14 protein-coding genes are annotated in these 16,283 nt (G+C 68.9%); 6 read left to right on the top strand and 8 right to left on the bottom strand.

Annotation, left to right across the window (positions count from 1 at the left end; genetic code table 11):
* Both JL100_RS26420 and JL100_RS26415 read left to right on the top strand, forming a co-directional pair.
* Nucleotides 1-741 (top strand): response regulator, encoded by a 741-nt coding sequence (locus JL100_RS26420; RefSeq protein WP_202683995.1) that lies wholly within the window; start codon nucleotides 1-3, stop codon nucleotides 739-741.
* A 190-nt stretch (nucleotides 742-931) separates the two neighbouring features.
* Entirely contained in the window at nucleotides 932-1,297 is a 366-nt protein-coding gene (locus JL100_RS26415; RefSeq protein WP_202683996.1) for a hypothetical protein, read from the top strand.
* 39 nt (nucleotides 1,298-1,336) lie between these two features.
* Here the strand turns inward: JL100_RS26415 and ispH are convergent, their stop codons facing one another.
* Nucleotides 1,337-2,287: a 4-hydroxy-3-methylbut-2-enyl diphosphate reductase gene (ispH, locus tag JL100_RS26410; RefSeq protein ID WP_202683997.1), complete on the bottom strand. Its 951-nt coding sequence runs from the start codon at nucleotides 2,285-2,287 to the stop codon at nucleotides 1,337-1,339.
* A 190-nt stretch (nucleotides 2,288-2,477) separates the two neighbouring features.
* On the opposite strand from ispH, the gene JL100_RS26405 reads away from it, so the two are divergent.
* Both JL100_RS26405 and JL100_RS26400 read left to right on the top strand, forming a co-directional pair.
* Complete coding sequence (locus tag JL100_RS26405) at nucleotides 2,478-3,008, top strand: hypothetical protein (RefSeq protein ID WP_228420922.1); 531 nt, start codon at nucleotides 2,478-2,480, stop codon at nucleotides 3,006-3,008.
* Nucleotides 3,009-3,236: 228 nt separating this feature from the next.
* Nucleotides 3,237-6,737 (top strand): FAD-dependent oxidoreductase, encoded by a 3,501-nt coding sequence (locus JL100_RS26400; protein ID WP_202683998.1) that lies wholly within the window; start codon nucleotides 3,237-3,239, stop codon nucleotides 6,735-6,737.
* A 63-nt stretch (nucleotides 6,738-6,800) separates the two neighbouring features.
* Here the strand turns inward: JL100_RS26400 and JL100_RS26395 are convergent, their stop codons facing one another.
* Both JL100_RS26395 and JL100_RS26390 read right to left on the bottom strand, forming a co-directional pair.
* Nucleotides 6,801-7,142, bottom strand: coding sequence for a ComEA family DNA-binding protein (locus tag JL100_RS26395; protein WP_202683999.1), 342 nt, complete (start codon nucleotides 7,140-7,142; stop codon nucleotides 6,801-6,803).
* A gap of 226 nt (nucleotides 7,143-7,368) precedes the next feature.
* On the bottom strand, nucleotides 7,369-7,803 hold the full coding sequence (locus JL100_RS26390; protein WP_228420921.1) for a septal ring lytic transglycosylase RlpA family protein: 435 nt from the start codon (nucleotides 7,801-7,803) through the stop codon (nucleotides 7,369-7,371).
* A gap of 341 nt (nucleotides 7,804-8,144) precedes the next feature.
* On the opposite strand from JL100_RS26390, the gene JL100_RS26385 reads away from it, so the two are divergent.
* Nucleotides 8,145-8,594: an RrF2 family transcriptional regulator gene (locus JL100_RS26385; RefSeq protein WP_202684001.1), complete on the top strand. Its 450-nt coding sequence runs from the start codon at nucleotides 8,145-8,147 to the stop codon at nucleotides 8,592-8,594.
* A gap of 18 nt (nucleotides 8,595-8,612) precedes the next feature.
* On the opposite strand, the gene JL100_RS26380 is transcribed toward JL100_RS26385, so the two are convergent.
* The 3 genes from JL100_RS26380 to JL100_RS26370 form a co-directional block, all read right to left on the bottom strand.
* On the bottom strand, nucleotides 8,613-9,680 hold the full coding sequence (locus tag JL100_RS26380) for an SDR family oxidoreductase (RefSeq protein WP_202684002.1): 1,068 nt from the start codon (nucleotides 9,678-9,680) through the stop codon (nucleotides 8,613-8,615).
* A gap of 161 nt (nucleotides 9,681-9,841) precedes the next feature.
* Nucleotides 9,842-11,173, bottom strand: coding sequence for an O-acetylhomoserine aminocarboxypropyltransferase/cysteine synthase family protein (locus JL100_RS26375; RefSeq protein WP_202684003.1), 1,332 nt, complete (start codon nucleotides 11,171-11,173; stop codon nucleotides 9,842-9,844).
* Nucleotides 11,174-11,287: 114 nt separating this feature from the next.
* A complete protein-coding gene (locus JL100_RS26370) occupies nucleotides 11,288-11,962 on the bottom strand; it encodes a cation transporter (protein ID WP_202684004.1) in 675 nt (224 codons plus the stop codon).
* Between the two features lie 150 nt (nucleotides 11,963-12,112).
* Here JL100_RS26370 and cysE point away from each other — a divergent pair, with 150 nt between their 5' ends.
* Nucleotides 12,113-12,979, top strand: a complete 867-nt coding sequence (gene cysE, locus JL100_RS26365; protein WP_323378324.1) for a serine O-acetyltransferase — start codon at nucleotides 12,113-12,115, stop codon at nucleotides 12,977-12,979.
* Between the two features lie 8 nt (nucleotides 12,980-12,987).
* Here cysE and JL100_RS26360 read toward each other — a convergent pair whose 3' ends face one another.
* The gene (locus JL100_RS26360) at nucleotides 12,988-15,261 is read right to left on the bottom strand and encodes a heavy metal translocating P-type ATPase (RefSeq protein ID WP_202684005.1); all 2,274 of its coding nucleotides are present in this window, start codon (nucleotides 15,259-15,261) and stop codon (nucleotides 12,988-12,990) included.
* Nucleotides 15,262-15,373: 112 nt separating this feature from the next.
* Nucleotides 15,374-16,201, bottom strand: coding sequence for a LytTR family DNA-binding domain-containing protein (locus tag JL100_RS26355; protein ID WP_202684006.1), 828 nt, complete (start codon nucleotides 16,199-16,201; stop codon nucleotides 15,374-15,376).
* Nucleotides 16,202-16,283: the final 82 nt, after the last annotated feature.

The raw sequence follows: 16,283 nt of genomic DNA, 5'->3' as shown, positions 1-16,283 counted from the left end.
ATGCCGGCCAAACCCGACACGCTGCTGGCCGAGCGCTCGATCCTGGTCGTCGACGACGAGCGCTTCACGCGCGCCCTGGTCGGCCGTCTGCTGGGATATCTCGGCGCCAAGGGTGTCTATCAGGCGGAGAACGGGGCCGACGCGCTGTGGATGCTGGAAGGCGGCAGGATGGAGTTCGACGCGGTCATCGCCGACCTGAACATGCCGCGGATCAACGGGCTGGAGATGCTGAAGGCGATCCGCTCGGGGGCCAACGGCTGCCGCCGCGACCTGCCGGTGATCATGCTGACCGGCCATTCGGACCTGGAACTGGTCAGCCGCGCCATGGCGCTGGACATCAACGGCTTCATCGTCAAGCCGGTATCCCAGGGCGCGCTCGCCTCCCGGCTGGCCCGGGTCTTCGGCGAGGAGATCCGCACGGTCCGCCCCGAGAGCGAATACGCCAAGGTGGACGTGCGGCTTGGCTTCGACGAGCCGCCGCCGGAAAAGTCCGGGCTCCCGGAAAAGGCCGGATTGCCGACCCGCCCACTGCCGGTTCCTCCCGAGGCGCCGGACGTCGGCATGGTCAGGATAGCGCTGACCGACGTGGTCCCGGGAAGCGTGCTGGCCAAGGACGTGATCATCCCGTCCGGCCTGGTCATCGTCGGCAAGGGCACGCTGCTCAGCAAAAGGCTGATCCAGCGGCTGAAGGACCTGGCGGATCTCAATATCGTGATAGAACATGTCTGGATCCGGGAGTAATCCGGCGCGCCCGAACCGATCGCGGCGTTCATCGTATAACTGTCATTTACCTTGGTGGGGCACAAAAAGGCACGGAGAAATGTCACAGGTGGCCAATTACTTTGTGATGGTCTTACGTGCGGGAAGTATCCCGCGTCAGGCATGTGAATTGACGGCCATTGTTTATCTTTCGCTTCCGGAGCCACCAAGCATGATTCTCGTCAACGAAGACACGGGTGTCGAACTCGACATCACCGACCAGATCGCCAGGCTGCTGGAGATCGGGCGGATGGCGGATTTCGATACGGACGAGAACCACGACTTCATCATGGGGCTGGGCCGGCGGATCGTCCTGGCGACCGGACCCAACGTCCCCGCCGGCGTGCTGTCCGGCCTGGTCGGGCGGATGCCCCTAGATTACGCCGCCTATGTCGGCGACCTCTGGGCGGAGGCGGCGGAGTTTCCCAACGGCCGTCCGCCCGAACCGGGGTTCCGGTTCGGGTTTGCGGGAATCGGCGAGGCCATCGGGCTGGCGCGCCTGTTCCGCCGCAGCGCCGAGAAGGGCGCCGGCCCCTGAATCCCGAGGCCGGATCCCCCGGGACCCCGGCCCACGGCGCTATTCCGCCGCCGTCGTCAGCACCCTCGGCAGCTTGAACACGACGTCCTCGCGGGTCAGCGTCACTTCCTCGATGGTGACGTCGAACCGGTCGCGGGCGCCCTGGATGACTTCCTGGATCAGGACGTCGGGAGCGGAGGCGCCGGCGGTGACGCCCAGCGTCCGCACGTCGTCCAGCGCGCCCCAGTCGATGTCCGCGGCGCGCTGGACCAGCATGGCGCGCTCGCAGCCGTGGGTCCGGGCGACCTCCACCAGGCGCATGGAGTTGGACGAGTTGGGCGCCCCAACCACCAGCACCATGTCGGCGCGGGGCGCTATCGCCTTGACCGCCTGCTGCCTGTTGGTCGTGGCGTAGCAGATATCTTCCTTGCGCGGCTTCTCGATCGCCGGGAAGCGGGCCTGGAGCGCCGCCACGATGGCGGCGGTGTCGTCCACCGACAGGGTTGTCTGGGTCACGAAGGCCAGGTTGTCCGGGTCCGCGACCTCGATCCTGGGGACGTCGCCGACGCTCTCGACCAGCACGACGCTGCCTTCGGGAAGCTGGCCCATGGTGCCGACCACCTCCGGATGCCCGGCATGGCCGATCAGGATCACCTGCCTGCCCTGCTCGTGGTGGCGTTCGGCCTCGATATGGACCTTGCTGACCAGCGGGCAGGTGGCGTCCAGATAGAACATCCGGCGCCGCTCCGCCTCGGCCGGGACCGCCTTGGGCACGCCGTGGGCGGAGAAGACGACCGGCACGTCGTCGGGGATCTCGTCCAACTCGTCGACGAAGACGGCGCCCTTGGCTTCCAGTCCCTCGACGACGAACCGGTTATGGACGATCTCGTGGCGGACATAGACCGGTGCGCCGTATTTTTCCAACGCGACTTCGACGATCTGGATCGCGCGGTCAACCCCGGCGCAGAAGCCCCGCGGGCTGGCCAGCAGGATGGTCAGAGGCCTGGACATAGTTCAACCTTGCACTTGGTACCCCCGGCGGAGCGTCCCGCCGGAGGAGGAATGGTGTGGCCGGCTTGTGCGGCGCCGATACCTTGCTCTACAGTCGCACCGCACGAACCTACAAGCGAGTCATCAAGTGGCGATGTTTTTCGGACCCGACCGTAATATAGGAACGCTTGGCAGGAAAGCCCGCGGCGCATTGCTGGCAGCCGTCATACCCCTGACGGCGGCCTGCTCCGGCACCGATGGCCAGCCTCCCGCGGCGGCGGAAGCGAACGCCGTCCCGCTGGCCTGCCCCCGCGTGACGATTCCGGAGGAGACCCGCGAGGTGACCCGCTTTCGCGCCGGCGGACGCGACCTGACGGACGTCACGTCGCGAGCCGCGGTGCTGGACTACACCGGCGGGTGCGAATATGGCCGCGACGGCGTGACCGTCAACCTCAATCTGGTGCTGGGGGCCGAGCGCGGTCCCGGGACCCGGGATACCCAGGGGGCCTACCGCTACTTCGTCGCGATCACCGACCCGAGCGGGCGGATCGTCGCGAAGCGCGAGTTCGACACCACGATCGATTTCTCGCCCAACGTGGGCCGAGGCGGCTCCATCGAGGAGCTACAGCAGCAGATCCCCCTGCCCGAAGGCGCCAGCGCCGCAAACTACGGCGTGGTGGTGGGCTTCCAGCTCGACCCGGCCGAGCTGGAGTTCAATCGGAGCCCGCAACGGAACTTCTGACCAAGGGACTCTTGACAAAGCGGTTTCCGGGGGGTGCGTCCGCTGGTCGCGGGGTTCCCGGCGGCCGGGGTTTCGGCGTGGCGGGAAAGCGGCGGCGTGTTACAAATCCAGGCATCGGTTTTTTGACGACGCGGGCTTGCCCTGGAGACCGCCGGCAGCCCGATCCGGAAATCGGCCGGTGAGTGCCGGCCGGTGAGTGAAGGCCAGCACAGGGGCGCCACGCCTGCCATGACGGAACTCAGTCTCGGCTTCGGCCTTGCCTTCACGGACCTGTACGAACATGCCGGGCTCGTCAAGCTAGACCGGCATTTCATCGACCATCTGCGGCAGGCGGACGCCGCCCTGGCCGACCGGCTGCTGGCCGCCCGAGCCGGACCCGCGGCGCCGGATGCCGCGGCGGAAAGCGCCGTCCTGATCGAGCTGGCGCCCCATCTGGACGATTTCGCGGGCCTGCTGTTCGGCATCGGCGGAGCGCTGCGCGACCTCGCCGCGCGCCATCACGAACTGGCGCCGCTCTATGCCGCAAAGCGGCTGTTCGTCCAGCGCCGGGCCGCAAAGGCGTACCGGCCGGAGGAGGCCGCCGGGCTGGACGGCGACGCGCTGACGGTGGCGCTCGAAGCGCATCTGGGAATCCAGTTCGACGAGCTGACCTTCGCCAGGGCGGTCCTCGCCTGGAGCGAGGACGAGGCCGGCCACGCAGCCGAGCTGGATCTGGCGGTCCGTTACGCCGCCTGGGCGCTCCACTCCGGGCCCGGACGGGCCCGGCACGGGCATGGCGTGCTGTTCCAGGTGCCGCACAGGACCGATCCCGAGCATCTGGTGCCGCTGGAAACGGTGGAGGCCGCAGGCGTCACCATGATGCGGCTGCCGGAGTCCCGGCGCCGGCTGCGCCAGGGTTTCGGCCTGACCGATCCGGGTACCGACCTGATCGGCGCGCTGGACGAGGCGAACTATTGCATCTGGTGCCATCACCAGGGCAAGGACAGCTGCTCCAAGGGTTTGCGCGACCGCAAGACCGGCCAGTACCAGAAGAGCCCGTTCGGCGTGACGCTGACCGGCTGCCCGCTGGAGGAGAAGATCTCCGAGATGCACGCGGTCAAGGCCCAGGGCCATGCCGTGGGGGCGCTCGCCATGATCGTCGCGGACAATCCGATGTGCGCCGCGACCGGGCACCGCATCTGCAACGACTGCATGAAGGCCTGCATCTACCAGAAGCAGGAGCCGGTGGACATCCCGCAGGCGGAGACGCGCACCCTGAAGGACGTTCTCGAACTGCCCTGGGGGTTCGAGATCTACAGCCTGCTGACCCGCTGGAACCCGCTGGACATAAGGCGCCCGCTGGCGCGGCCGGACAGCGGCTACAAGGTGCTGGTGGTGGGGCTGGGGCCGGCGGGGTTCACCCTGGCGCACCATCTGCTGAACGACGGGCACACGGTCGTCGCGATCGACGGGCTGAAGATCGAGCCCCTGCCGGCCGACCTGTCGGGCGTCCTGCCCATGGGCCGGCGGGTGCCTTTCAGGCCGATCCACCAGATCGCTGACCTGCGCGACCATCTGGACGAGCGGATCATGGCGGGCTTCGGCGGCGTCGCCGAGTACGGCATCACCGTCCGCTGGGACAAGAACTTCCTGAAGCTGATCCGCCTGCTGCTGGAGCGGCGGCGCCAGTTCGTGATGGTCGGCGGCGTTCGCTTCGGCGGCACCCTGACCATCGAGGACGCCTTCGAGGCCGGCTTCGACCATATCGCGCTGTGCGCCGGCGCCGGGCGCCCGACGGTCATCCCCATGCGCAACGGGCTGGCGCGCGGCGTCCGGCAGGCGTCGGACTTCCTGATGGGCCTGCAGCTGACCGGCGCCGCCAAGGAGGAATCGGTCGCGAACCTGGAGGTCCGCCTGCCCATCGTGGTGGTCGGCGGCGGTTTGACGGCGATCGACACGGCGACCGAGTCGCTGGCCTATTACCCTGTGCAGGTCGAGAAGTTCCTGCGCCGCTACGAGATCCTGGCGGCCGAGCGGGGCGAGGAGGCGGTCCGCCGGGCCTGGTCGGAGGAGGAGCGCCTGACCGCGGACGAGTTCATCGCCCACGCCCGGGCGATCCGGGCGGAGCGCGAGAGGGCGCGGATCGAGGGCCATCCGCCCAAGCTCCAGAAGCTCCTGGATGGATGGGGCGGGGCGACGATCGCCTACCGGCGCCGGTTGATCGACTCTCCCAGCTATACCCTGAACCACGAGGAGGTCGAGCACGGCCTTGCGGAGGGCATCCGCTTCGTCGAGGGCGTCAGCCCGCGCGCGGTCGAGGTGGACCGGTTCGGGCACGCTTCGGGATTGCACCTCCGCCACGAGGCGGTGGGGCCGGACGGCGTGGTGGCGCCGGCCGCCGAGGACGTGCTGCTGCCCGCCCGCACGATCCTGATCGCGGCCGGGACCCAGCCCAACACGGTCCTGGCGCGCGAGGAGCCGGAGTGGATCGAACTGGACGGGCGCTATTTCCGCGCTCTGGACGAGGACGGCAACCCGGCCGTCCCGGAGAAATCCTGCAAGCCGGGGGCGGTCCATGTGCTGATGAGCCGCCATCCCGACGGCCGTTCGGTGTCCTTCTTCGGCGACCTGCACCCGTCCTTCGGCGGCAACGTGGTCAAGGCCATGGGCGGAGCGAAGCAGGGCTATCCCGTCATCTCCCGCGTGCTGGCCCGCCGCAAGCCCACCGCGGTGCCGGCGGACGCCGTGATCGACATGGCGAACCACGACTTGCGGGCCACGGTCCACCACGTGGTCCGGCTGACCCCCAACATCGTCGAGGTCGTCGTCAGGGCGCCGCGCGCCGCCGGGCGGTTCCAGCCCGGCCAGTTCTACCGGTTGCAGAATTTCGAGACCTTGGCCCACCAGGTGGACGGCACCACGCTGGCCATGGAGGGGCTGGCGCTAACCGGCGCGTCGGTCGACCGCGAGCACGGCCTGCTGTCCACCATCGTGCTGGAGATGGGCGGCTCGTCGGACCTCTGCGCCCTGCTCAAGGCGGGCGATCCCGTGGTCCTGATGGGGCCGACCGGGGCCGCGACCGAGATCCCGGAGGGAGAGACCGTCTGCCTGGTCGGCGGCGGCCTGGGCAACGCCGTCCTGTTCTCGATCGGGCAGGCCTGCCGGGCCAAGGGCAATCGGGTGGTCTATTTCGCCGGATACAAGAAGCTGGTCGACCGCTACAAGGTGGATCAGATCGAGGCGGCGGCCGACCTGGTGGTCTGGTGCTCCGACGAGGCGCCCGGGTTCGAGCCGGGCCGGCCGGGCGACCGGCGATTCGTCGGCAACATCGTCCGCGCGATGCAGGCCTATGCCGACGGCGAACTGGGTGAGCCCGCCATTCCCCTGGATCAGGTCGACCGCATCGTCGCGATCGGCTCCGACCGGATGATGCATGCCGTGGCGCTGGCCCGCCACACCGTCCTGGCGCCGCACCTGAAGCCTAGGCACGTGGCGATCGGCTCGATCAACAGCCCCATGCAATGCATGATGAAAGAGATCTGCGCCCAGTGCCTCCAGGCACACAAGGACCCGGCCACGGGCGCCGAGACGGTGGTCTTTTCCTGTTTCAACCAGGATCAGGATCTGGACCGCGTCGACTTCCCGAGCCTCAACGAACGGCTGCGCCAGAACGGCGTCCAGGAGAAGCTGACCGCCCAGTGGATCGACCGCTGCCTCAAGGCCCTGCAGGTCCGCCGGAGGGCGGGTTGAGGCAGGTCAGGCGGCATTGGAGATCGGCACCTCCTGGGGCAGCCGATGTTTCAGGCTCCGTCGTCAGACCGTCAGCCGGTCGCGGTGCCGGGTCAGGACTTCTTCCGGGACCAGTCCCCGGCTGACCAGTTCGTCCACCGACCTGAAGGGCCGGCTCGCCAGGATGCGCTTGGCCCGCGCCTTCCCGATATGTTTCAGACTCGTCAGATGGCTGGGCGGCGCCTGGTTGATGTTGATCGCGCCTGTCGGCGCGGCCTTTTCCTGCCTGGCCGTGGGGCGGGACTGCTTCGGCTGCTTGGCATCCGCGTTTCCTTCGCCGCCGGCGAGGGCATTGTAGGCGACGGCGGCACCGATGGCGCCCACGGCGGCAGCGGCGACGGTTCCGGCCACGGTTTTCTTGTCCAATTCCACTATAGGATCTCCTGATGTTTCCAATCCTCTAACGGGATCGGAACAGGCAGGGTTCCTTGAGCGGGGCCGGCAAGCCGGACCGGCGTCCGGAGGCGATCCAGCCCCTATGGGCTCGGTGAATTCCGGCCCGGACCCGATGCTGGACCGCTTCAAGGAAATCAAGTCCGAATGGGGGAGGCGGCACCTGGAGAAAGGCCGCGAGCTGGTGTTCCTCGGCCGGTCAGTCGGCCCTGGCGGTTTCCTTGCCCCCGGTTTCCTTTCCGCCGGCGCCGCCGTTCTTCTTCTCCGCCAAGTCCTCGACCTTCTCGCGGACCTTGTCGTTGGGCTGCTTGTCCGGATCGGCCTCGATCCTGACCGGCGCGGTGCCGTCGTCGATCATGTCCAGCTTCTTGGCGGCGCCCTTCGACAGGTCGAGCACCCGTCCATCCACATAGGGACCGCGGTCGTTGATCTTCACGTCGACCGACTTGCCGGTCTCCTCGTGTGTCACCGTCGCCGTCGAGCCCAGCGGCAGTTCCTTGGAGGCGGCGGTCATCTTGTTCTCGTTGAAAGTCTCGCCGTTGGCGGTCTTGCGGCCGTTGAACTTGCCGCCGTAGAACGAGGCCTCGCCCTCGATCACCACCGAATCCCCGTTGGCCGAATCCCCTTTGGCCAAATTCCCGTCCGCGGGCTTGTCCTCGGCAAATGCCGGGCCATGCATCGCGCCCACCATGCCAAATGCAGCGAAAAGCGAAACCAGTGAAGTCCGCATCTTTATTTCCACCCGTCCAAGAGGTGGCATATAAACATCGGTGCCTCCCGGGCGGTTCCGGCTTGATTTAGGGGTAGCCCGGCCCTTGGGCGCGGATCGTGACAGGTTTGCACCAAACCGTCCGAAACCGCGCGACCCGGGATACGCGACTTTGAACGCACCGCAGCGCATTCTATATTGTACGACCAATCAAAGGCCTTCCCCATGGACGGTCCTGTTTCGGCCTGAGCCAGAGGAACCGGGGGTTGCTGTCCCAGAAAGCCAAGTACGCATTGCAGGCCCTGCTGGTGCTCGCCGAACTGGACGAGGGCCAGTCGCTGATGATCGGCGACATCGCCGAGCGCCAGCGGCTGCCCAAGCGCTTTCTCGAACAGATCCTGCTGGACCTCAAGCACCAGGGCGTCGTGCAGAGCTGGCGCGGCAAGAACGGCGGCTATGCGCTGCTGAAGCCGGCGGACAGGATTTCCTTCGGCGAGATCGTGCGCATCATCGACGGCCCGCTGGCGCCGCTGCCCTGCCTGAGCCGCATGGCCTATCGCCGCTGCGAGGAATGCGTGGACGAGGAGCGGTGCGCCGTCCGCCGGGTCTTCGCCAAGGTGCATGACGCGACCTCGGAGATCCTGGACGGGATGACCCTCGCCCGGGCGCTCCAGGGCGCCGGCGAAGCCCGGGAAATGCTGCGCAGCGCCGGGTAGCCTGCCCGGCGGGCCGGATCAGCCCGGGATGATCCTGTCCTCCTTCAGGCGGGCGAACAGGTCGAAGAAGCTGTCCGGCGTGCTCTGATAGTCGAGGAAGCCGGCCTTGCGGCTCTTGGTCATGTCGGTCACCACTTCCATGGGGCGGCCCAGGTCGGCATCGGTATGCCACCACGACGCCAGCCGGGTCAGGTCGCTTTCGACCAGCCCGTGGCGTTCCGCGATCCCGCTCCAGATCGGGCCGGCGTCCGCCATCGCCTGTTCGAGCGGCCGGGCTTCGCCCTGGTAAGGTGCCGCTTCGATCCCGAAATAAGCCGCGAGGCGCGGCCACAGCCAGTTCCAGCGGAAAACGTCGCCGTTGACCACGTTGAAGTCCTCGTTGCGGCCGGCTTCCGAGGTGGCGGCCCATTCCAGGTGGCGGGCGAGCAGGCGCGCGTCGGTGATGTCGGTCAGGCCGCTCCACTGGGTCGGCGAGCCGGGGAACGCGAAGGGCAGGCCGGCTTCGCGGCAGAGGGTGGCGTAGACCGCCAGCGTCACGCCCATGTTCATGGCGTTGCCGACCGCATAGCCGATGATGGTGTGCGGCCGGTGGACGCTCCAGGTGAAACCCTGCCGTGCCGATGCGGCGAACAGCTCGTCCTCCTGGGCATAGTAGAAATTCTCGACCGGCTGGCGCCCCTGCTCCTCGCGGAACGGGGTTTCCGGCACGGCGCCGGCGCCATAGGCCTCGAACGGCCCCAGATAGTGCTTCAGCCCGGTGACCAGGGCGACATGCCGCAGGTCGGGAGCGGACCCGACGGCATCCAGCAGGTTGCGCACCATTCCGCCGTTGACGCGGCAGTTCTCGGCTTCCGTCGCCTGCCGCGACCAGGCGGAAATGAAGACATGGCTGACGTCCAGGCCCTTGAGGGCTGCCGCGGTCTCCTCCGGTTTCGACAGGTCGGCGGCGACCGGCTTGATCTCCGGCCGGCGGAACGAGGGGCGGCGCGCCAGCCCATGGACGGTCCAGCCCTGGTCCAGGAGCCTGTCGGCCAGGTTTCCGCCGACGATGCCGCCGGCACCGACGATGAGCGCCGATTTCGACATGGAATTTTCCTCGATCGATGGTGATTGGAGCGCGCTCCCGCCTTCGCGGAAGCGCTTCTCCAAGGTGAACGATCGAAAACCGCTTTCGGGGACGGATCCGCCGTCGAAAAGCCGTGGAATCGCGGCGATCCGGGCGACACGTGCCCGCGGAGATCATCCGGTCATCGAGCGCCGGCTTGCCCCAGGGCCTGCTCCAGGTCGGCGATGATGTCGTCGATATGCTCGATGCCGATGGACAGGCGGACATAGCCCTCGCTGACGCCGGTGGCGAACTGCTCCTCGATCGACAGTTGCGAGTGCGTGGTGCTGGCGGGGTGGATCGCCAAGCTGCGCGCGTCGCCGATGTTGGCGACGTGGTAGAGCAGCTTGAGGCTGTCGATGAAGCGCCGGCCCGCCTCGCGGCCGCCCTGCAGCTCGAAACCGACCAGGCCGCCGTAGCCGCCCTTGAGATAGGCGTCGGCGCGCGTGCGCTCGTCCCCCTGCTGGAGGCCGGGATAGATCACCTTGGTCACGTTGGGATGCCGGGACAGGTATTCGGCGACCGAGGCCGCGTTCCGGCTGTGCTCGCGGATGCGGAGCGGCAGCGTCTCCAGCCCCTGGAGGATCTGGAAGGCGTTGAACGGGCTGAGCGCGCAGCCGAGGTCGCGCAGCAGGGTGGTGCGCGCCTTGATGATGTAGGCGACGGGCCCGATCCCCTTGACCGCCTCGACCCAGACGGCGCCGTGGTAGCTGGGATCGGGCTGGTTCAGCAGCGGCTGGCGTTCCGGGTCGGCGGCCCAGTCGAAGCTGCCGCTGTCCACGATCATGCCGCCGATCGAGGTGCCGTGGCCGCCGATATACTTGGTGGTCGAATAGACGATGACGGCGGCGCCGTGGTCGAACGGCCGGGCCAGGATCGGGGCGGCGGTATTGTCCACGATCAGCGGGATTCCCAGCGGCCGGCCGATGTCGGCGACCTCGCGGATCGGGAACACGGTAAGCTTGGGGTTGGGCAGCGTCTCGGCATAGTAGGCGCGGGTGCGCTCGTCGGTGGCGCGGCGGAAATTCTCCGGGTCGGCCGGATCGACGAACCGGACCCCGATGCCCTGCTGCTTCAGGGTATTGGCGAACAGGTTCCAGGTCCCGCCGTACAGGTTGGTGGAGCTGACGATGTTGTCGCCCGCCTGCGCCAGGTTTTGCACCGCCAGGGCCGAGGCAGCCTGGCCCGAGCTGACCGCCAGCGCCGCCACGCCGCCCTCCAGGGCCGCGATGCGCTTCTCCAGCACGTCGGTCGTGGGATTCATGATGCGGGTGTAGATGTTGCCCAGTTCCTTCAGGGCGAACAGGTTCGCCGCGTGCTCGGTATGCTCGAACTGGTACGACGTGGTCTGGTAGATCGGCACGGCGACGGCGCCGGTCGCCGGATCGGACCGGTATCCGGCATGCAGTACCAGGGTTTCCGGGTGCGGGACACCGGGGTTCGGGGAATCGGGGGTGTTGCCGGTGGCGCTCATGGCTTGGGGTTCCTCTCTTCTGGCCTGCCCACGGGAGTCTCCGTCCCCGGTGGGTCATGGAGGCCCAAGCTACAGGAGCGCCAGCCGGCTGGATATCTTATTTGTGAATTGAACCTATTCAGCAGGGACGTTGTGTATTTTCTCCTCCGGGACGGTCGCGACGTTTGGGGCGATGCCGGCCAGTTCCTCCCGGGCGTGGCGGATGATCTGGGCGGCGCCCCAGACCGCCAGCGTTGCCATGATGGCGGCCACGGCGATGTCGGGCCAGCCGGTGCCGGTGCCGAACACGCCCAGGGCCGCGGCCATGACGGCCAGGTTGGCGATGGCGTCGTTGCGCGAGCAGATCCAGACCGAGCGGCGGTTGCTGTCGCCCTCGCGGTGGAAATAGAGCAGCAGCGCGCAGGCGATGTTGGCCGCCAGCGCCAGCGCCCCGATGGCCCCCATGATCCCGGCTTCCGGGACTGTCTGGTTGAAGGCATTCCAGGCGGTCTGGAAGGCCACCAGCAGCCCGACCGCTCCCAGCGACACGCCCTTCAGCAGGGCCGCGCGGGCGCGCCACCGGAGCGCCATGCCGAGCACCAGAAGCGAGATCGCGTAGTTCGCCGCGTCGGCCAGGAAATCGACCGAATCGGCGAGCAGCGAGACCGAATCGGCCGCGGCGCTCGCCGCCAGCTCGGTCAGGAACATCCCGGCATTGATCGCCAGGGCTGTCCAAAGGATACGGCGATAGGTCTTGTCCACCGGAGGCTTGGTGGAGGAGCATCCGCCGTTGCAGCAACCGGCAGCCATGGCAATCCTCTTTATTGGGTGTAACGACTTTTCTATCGGCTGTGACGATCGACATTGCGTCAGAACCGGAAGACCTTATTTTCCGTTCCTATGTCGGCCGTCGCGGCGCGGTCCGGTCATGATATCGTCGCGCTTGGGAGCACCGGGTCCATGAGTGAAGTACAGTTTGCAGTACCGGAATTCGCAGCACCTGGGGATGAAGCGGCTTCACGGCCGACCTCGCGCGCCAGCGACATGGTCTGGGGCCTGCTGCGTGCCGACGCGGTCCGCATCTCCTCGGAGGAGGAGATCCTGCGCGGCTTCATCCATGGCGCCGTCCTGTTCCATGACGATTACGCCGGCGCGCTGGGAGCGCTGCTCGCCCACAAGCTGGGCGACCGCAACATGCCGTCCGAGCGGCTGGAGCGGCTGGCCCACGAGGCCCTGTCGGAAGACCCGGACATCGTCGAGGCAGGCGCCGCCGACCTGATCGCCATCCTGGAGCGCGACCCGGCCGCCGACAGCTATCTGACGCCGTTCCTGTACTTCAAGGGCTTCCACGCGCTTCAGTGGCACCGGATCGGCCATTGGCTGTGGACCCACGGGCGCCACAGCCTCGCCCATTTCCTGCAGAGCCGGGTGTCCGAGGTGTTCGCGATCGACATCCACCCGGCGGTGCCGGTCGGCCGCGGCGTCTTCATCGACCACGGCACCGGCCTGGTCGTCGGCGAGACCGCGCAGATCGGCAACAACGTCTCGATCCTCCAGGAGGTGACCCTGGGCGGCACCGGCAAGGAGCACGGCGACCGGCACCCGAAGGTGCGCGACGGCGTGTTGCTGTCGGCCGGCGCAAAGGTCCTGGGCAACATCGTGATCGGGCGCGGCGCCAAGGTCGGCGCCGGGAGCGTGGTCCTGAAGGAGGTCCCGGAGTGCGCCACGGTGGTCGGCGTGCCGGCCAAGGTCGTCGGCTGGTGCAGCGGCCCGGCGGCGGCCCTGGCGATGGACCAGAGCCTGCCCGAGCCCGACTACAGCATCTAGTCCACCGGTCATCGTCCGTCCCGCTTCGGCGTCCAGCCCCGCAGGGTCAGCGCGTTGGCGACGACGCTGACGGAGCTGAGCGCCATGGCGCCGCCGGCGAGGATGGGGCTGAGATAGCCCAGCGCCGCCAGCGGGATGCCGACGACATTGTAGGCGAAGGCCCAGAAAAGCCCCTGCCGGATCTTGGCGTAGGTCCGCCTGGACACGTCGAGCGATCCCGCCACCAGGGCCGGGTCGCCGCGCATCAGCGTGACGCCCGCCGTGTGCATGGCGACGTCGGTGCCGGTCGCCATGGCGATGCCGACATCGGCGGAGGCCAGGGCCGGCGCGTCGTTGATGCCGTCGCCGACCATGGCGACGGTCTTCCCCTCCGCCTTCAGCCGGGCCACCACGTCGGCCTTGTCGCCGGGTAGGACCTCGGCGAAGACCCGGTCGATCCCCAGCTCCCGCGCCACGGCGCCGGCGGCACCCGCGCTGTCGCCGGTCACCATCACCGCCTCGATCCCGCGGGCATGCAGCGCCGCGACGGCCTCCCGGGCGCCCGCCTTGACCGTGTCGCCGAACGCCACCAGCCCCAGCACGCGGGATTCCGGCGCCGCCTCGGCCAGCCAGGACACCGTGCGGCCGGACGCTTCCAGGGCGTCCGCCGCCTCCGCCAGCGGTCCCGGCGCAATCCCGGTCTCGGCCAGCAGCCGGCGGGTGCCCAGCAGCAGGGAGCGGCCTTCGGCCTGGCCCGAGACGCCGCGCCCGGCGAGCGCCTTGAAGCCGGTCGCCGGCATGGCCGCGGCGCCCTCCGCGTCGGCCAGGTCGCGCACGGCGCGGGCGAGCGGATGCTCGCTGCCCTGCTGGAGAGAGGCGGCCAGCCGCAGCAACTCGCCGCGACCGGTGCCTTCTGCCGGGACCAGGTCGGTCACCCGCGGCTTGCCCTCGGTCAGGGTGCCGGTCTTGTCGAAGGCGACGGTGGTGACCGCATGGGCGCGTTCCAGCGCCTCGGCGTCCTTGATCAGGATGCCGTGTCGCGCGGCGGAGCCGGTGCCGACCATGATCGCCGTCGGGGTGGCGAGGCCGAGCGCGCAGGGGCAGGCGATCACCAGCACCGACACGGCGGTCAGGATCGCCGCCTCCAGGTCGCCGCCGAGCGCCCACCACGCGGCGAAGGTCGCGGCGGCGATCACCAGCACGACCGGCACGAAGACGGCGCTGACCCGGTCCACCGTCCGCTGGATCGGCGCCTTGGACGCCTGGGCGCCTTCGACCATGCGGACGATGCGGGCGAGCATGGTTTCCGATCCGACCGCCGTGGTCTCCAGCGCCAGCATGCCGTCCACGTTGATCGACCCGCCCGTGACCGCCGAGCCCGGCGCCTTCTCCACCGGCAGGCTCTCGCCGGTCAGCATGCTTTCGTCGACCGAGCCCTCGCCGTCCCGCACCCTTCCGTCCACCGGGATTCGCTCGCCGGGGCGAACCACCACGATGTCGCCGACCCGCACCCGCTCGACCGCCACTTCCCGCTCGACGCCGTCGCGGCGCACCCGGGCGGTGTCGGGCCGCAGGTCCATCAGCGCCCGGATCGCCGCGGCGGTCTGGCCCTTGGCCCGGCTCTCCAGCCACTTGCCCAGCAGGATGAAGGTGATCAGCACGGCCGACGCCTCGTAATATAGGTGCGGCGCGTGGGCGCCGTGGTCTGCCGGCCCCGGGGCCGCCAGGTACTGGTCAAGCAGCAGATAGGTGCTCAGCCCCCAGGCGGCCGAGGTGCCGATGGCGACCAGCAGGTCCATGTTGCCGGCGCCCGCGCGGACCGCCTTGTAGGCCGCCACATAGAATCGCCAGCCCAGCCAGAACTGGACCGGCGTCGCCAGCGCGAGCTGGAGCCAGCCCGGCGGCATGACGTCCAGCCCGGCCAGGTCGCCGGCCATCCCGATGACCAGGGGGAGCGACAGGGCCGCGGCGATCAGCACCCGGGTCAGGTCCTGCCTGGACCGGTCGCGCGCCTCCTCCGCCGCCTTGCGGCCGGCGCCCGCCTCCTCGGCGGCGACCGGGGCGGCCCGGAAGCCGGTGCGGTCCACCGCGGCGATCAGGGTTTCCCCGTCGATGCCGCTGCCGACCACGTGCGCCCGCTCGGTCGCCAGGTTGGCCGACGCTTCGGTGACGCCCGGCACCCGGCGCAGCGCCTTCTCGACACGGCCCACGCACGAGGCGCAGGTCATGCCCTCGATCGACAGGTCGAATTCGGCCTGCGCGGCGTCGGGTACGGTGTCGGTAGGGGTTGCGGCGTAAGCCATGGCTGACCTCTCGGCTCCTCTGGAACCTCATATGGATGGGGCTTCCAGTCGCGGGAAGGTCAAGGGCTTTTTGCCGCGGTCACGGCGGAATCGGCCGGAATGCCCCCCGACCTCACGGGAACCCCGCTTCCCGGACCGCCTTTGCGTAGCTGCGGCTGACCGGGAGGACCAGTCCGTTGACGAGGTGGAGGCGCAACCGGCCGTCCGGAAGGCGTTCCAGGCGGGTGACGGCGGCGGTCGCGACCCAGTGGGAGCGGTGGATGCGGAGCCCCGGCGTGCCGCCGGTCTCCACCATGGCATCGGACAGGCGCAGCAGCAGAAGGCAGTCGCCGGCATCGGTGAAGACCCGGACATAATGGTCTTCCATGCTGAGCGCCAGCAGCGCGCCGCGCCGGGCCGCCGGCAGACGGTCGAGCAGCCGCGCCGGTTCCGCCGCCGCCGGGGCGGACACGGCGGCGGGTGCCTCCACCGGCTGGACCGGCGCCAGCAGGCCGTGCCGGTGCAGTTCCAGGAAGATCGGCACCCCGCCGACCAGGACGGTGATCGACAGCACATAGGCGTACAGCGTCGCCAGCGATCCGGGATCGGTCGCGAAGGGCTGGCGGAATCCCGCCTCCAGGGCCAGCACGACCGCCGTCATGGGAACCGCCGCGACCAGGATCCCGCCGGCCAGGGACGCGGGCCAGGGGAAATTCCGGACCGACGCGACCTGCAGGGCGCGGAAGATCATGTCCTCGACCAGGACGAAGCCGGCCAGCATCGCCAAGCCCCAATAGATGAACCGGGTCCCTGCGTCGAGGTCGGTATAGGTGCCGAACGGCCCGAGCAGGGTGAGCAGCACCGTCGAGGCGAGCACCTGCGATCCGCGAAGCGCCAGCCGCCGGTGCGGCTGTACGTCCTGCAGCCGGCGCGGCGTGGGGGTGGGCGTACGGCTGGTCACGAAGAACTCCCGGCGGGCTGCGAACGCGCGATGTTCCCCCTTCCCATACTCGTGTCAAGAAGGAAGCGGATCGAACCGCAAC

Source organism: Skermanella mucosa (assembly GCF_016765655.2).
GTDB classification, from domain to species: domain Bacteria; phylum Pseudomonadota; class Alphaproteobacteria; order Azospirillales; family Azospirillaceae; genus Skermanella; species Skermanella mucosa.
Note: the sequence above shows the minus strand (reverse complement) of the source record. Positions and strands in the feature narration are given on the sequence as shown.

What these genes read in the sequence shown, in the direction of transcription:
- JL100_RS26420 (WP_202683995.1), top strand. Translation starts at nt 1, where the DNA reads ATGCCGGCCAAACCCGACACGCTGCTGGCCGAGCGCTCGATCCTGGTC.
- JL100_RS26415 (WP_202683996.1), top strand. Translation starts at nt 932, where the DNA reads ATGATTCTCGTCAACGAAGACACGGGTGTCGAACTCGACATCACCGAC.
- ispH (WP_202683997.1), bottom strand. Translation starts at nt 2,287, where the DNA reads ATGTCCAGGCCTCTGACCATCCTGCTGGCCAGCCCGCGGGGCTTCTGC.
- JL100_RS26400 (WP_202683998.1), top strand. Translation starts at nt 3,237, where the DNA reads ATGACGGAACTCAGTCTCGGCTTCGGCCTTGCCTTCACGGACCTGTAC.
- JL100_RS26380 (WP_202684002.1), bottom strand. Translation starts at nt 9,680, where the DNA reads ATGTCGAAATCGGCGCTCATCGTCGGTGCCGGCGGCATCGTCGGCGGA.
- JL100_RS26375 (WP_202684003.1), bottom strand. Translation starts at nt 11,173, where the DNA reads ATGAGCGCCACCGGCAACACCCCCGATTCCCCGAACCCCGGTGTCCCG.
- JL100_RS26370 (WP_202684004.1), bottom strand. Translation starts at nt 11,962, where the DNA reads ATGGCTGCCGGTTGCTGCAACGGCGGATGCTCCTCCACCAAGCCTCCG.
- cysE (WP_323378324.1), top strand. Translation starts at nt 12,113, where the DNA reads ATGAGTGAAGTACAGTTTGCAGTACCGGAATTCGCAGCACCTGGGGAT.
- JL100_RS26360 (WP_202684005.1), bottom strand. Translation starts at nt 15,261, where the DNA reads ATGGCTTACGCCGCAACCCCTACCGACACCGTACCCGACGCCGCGCAG.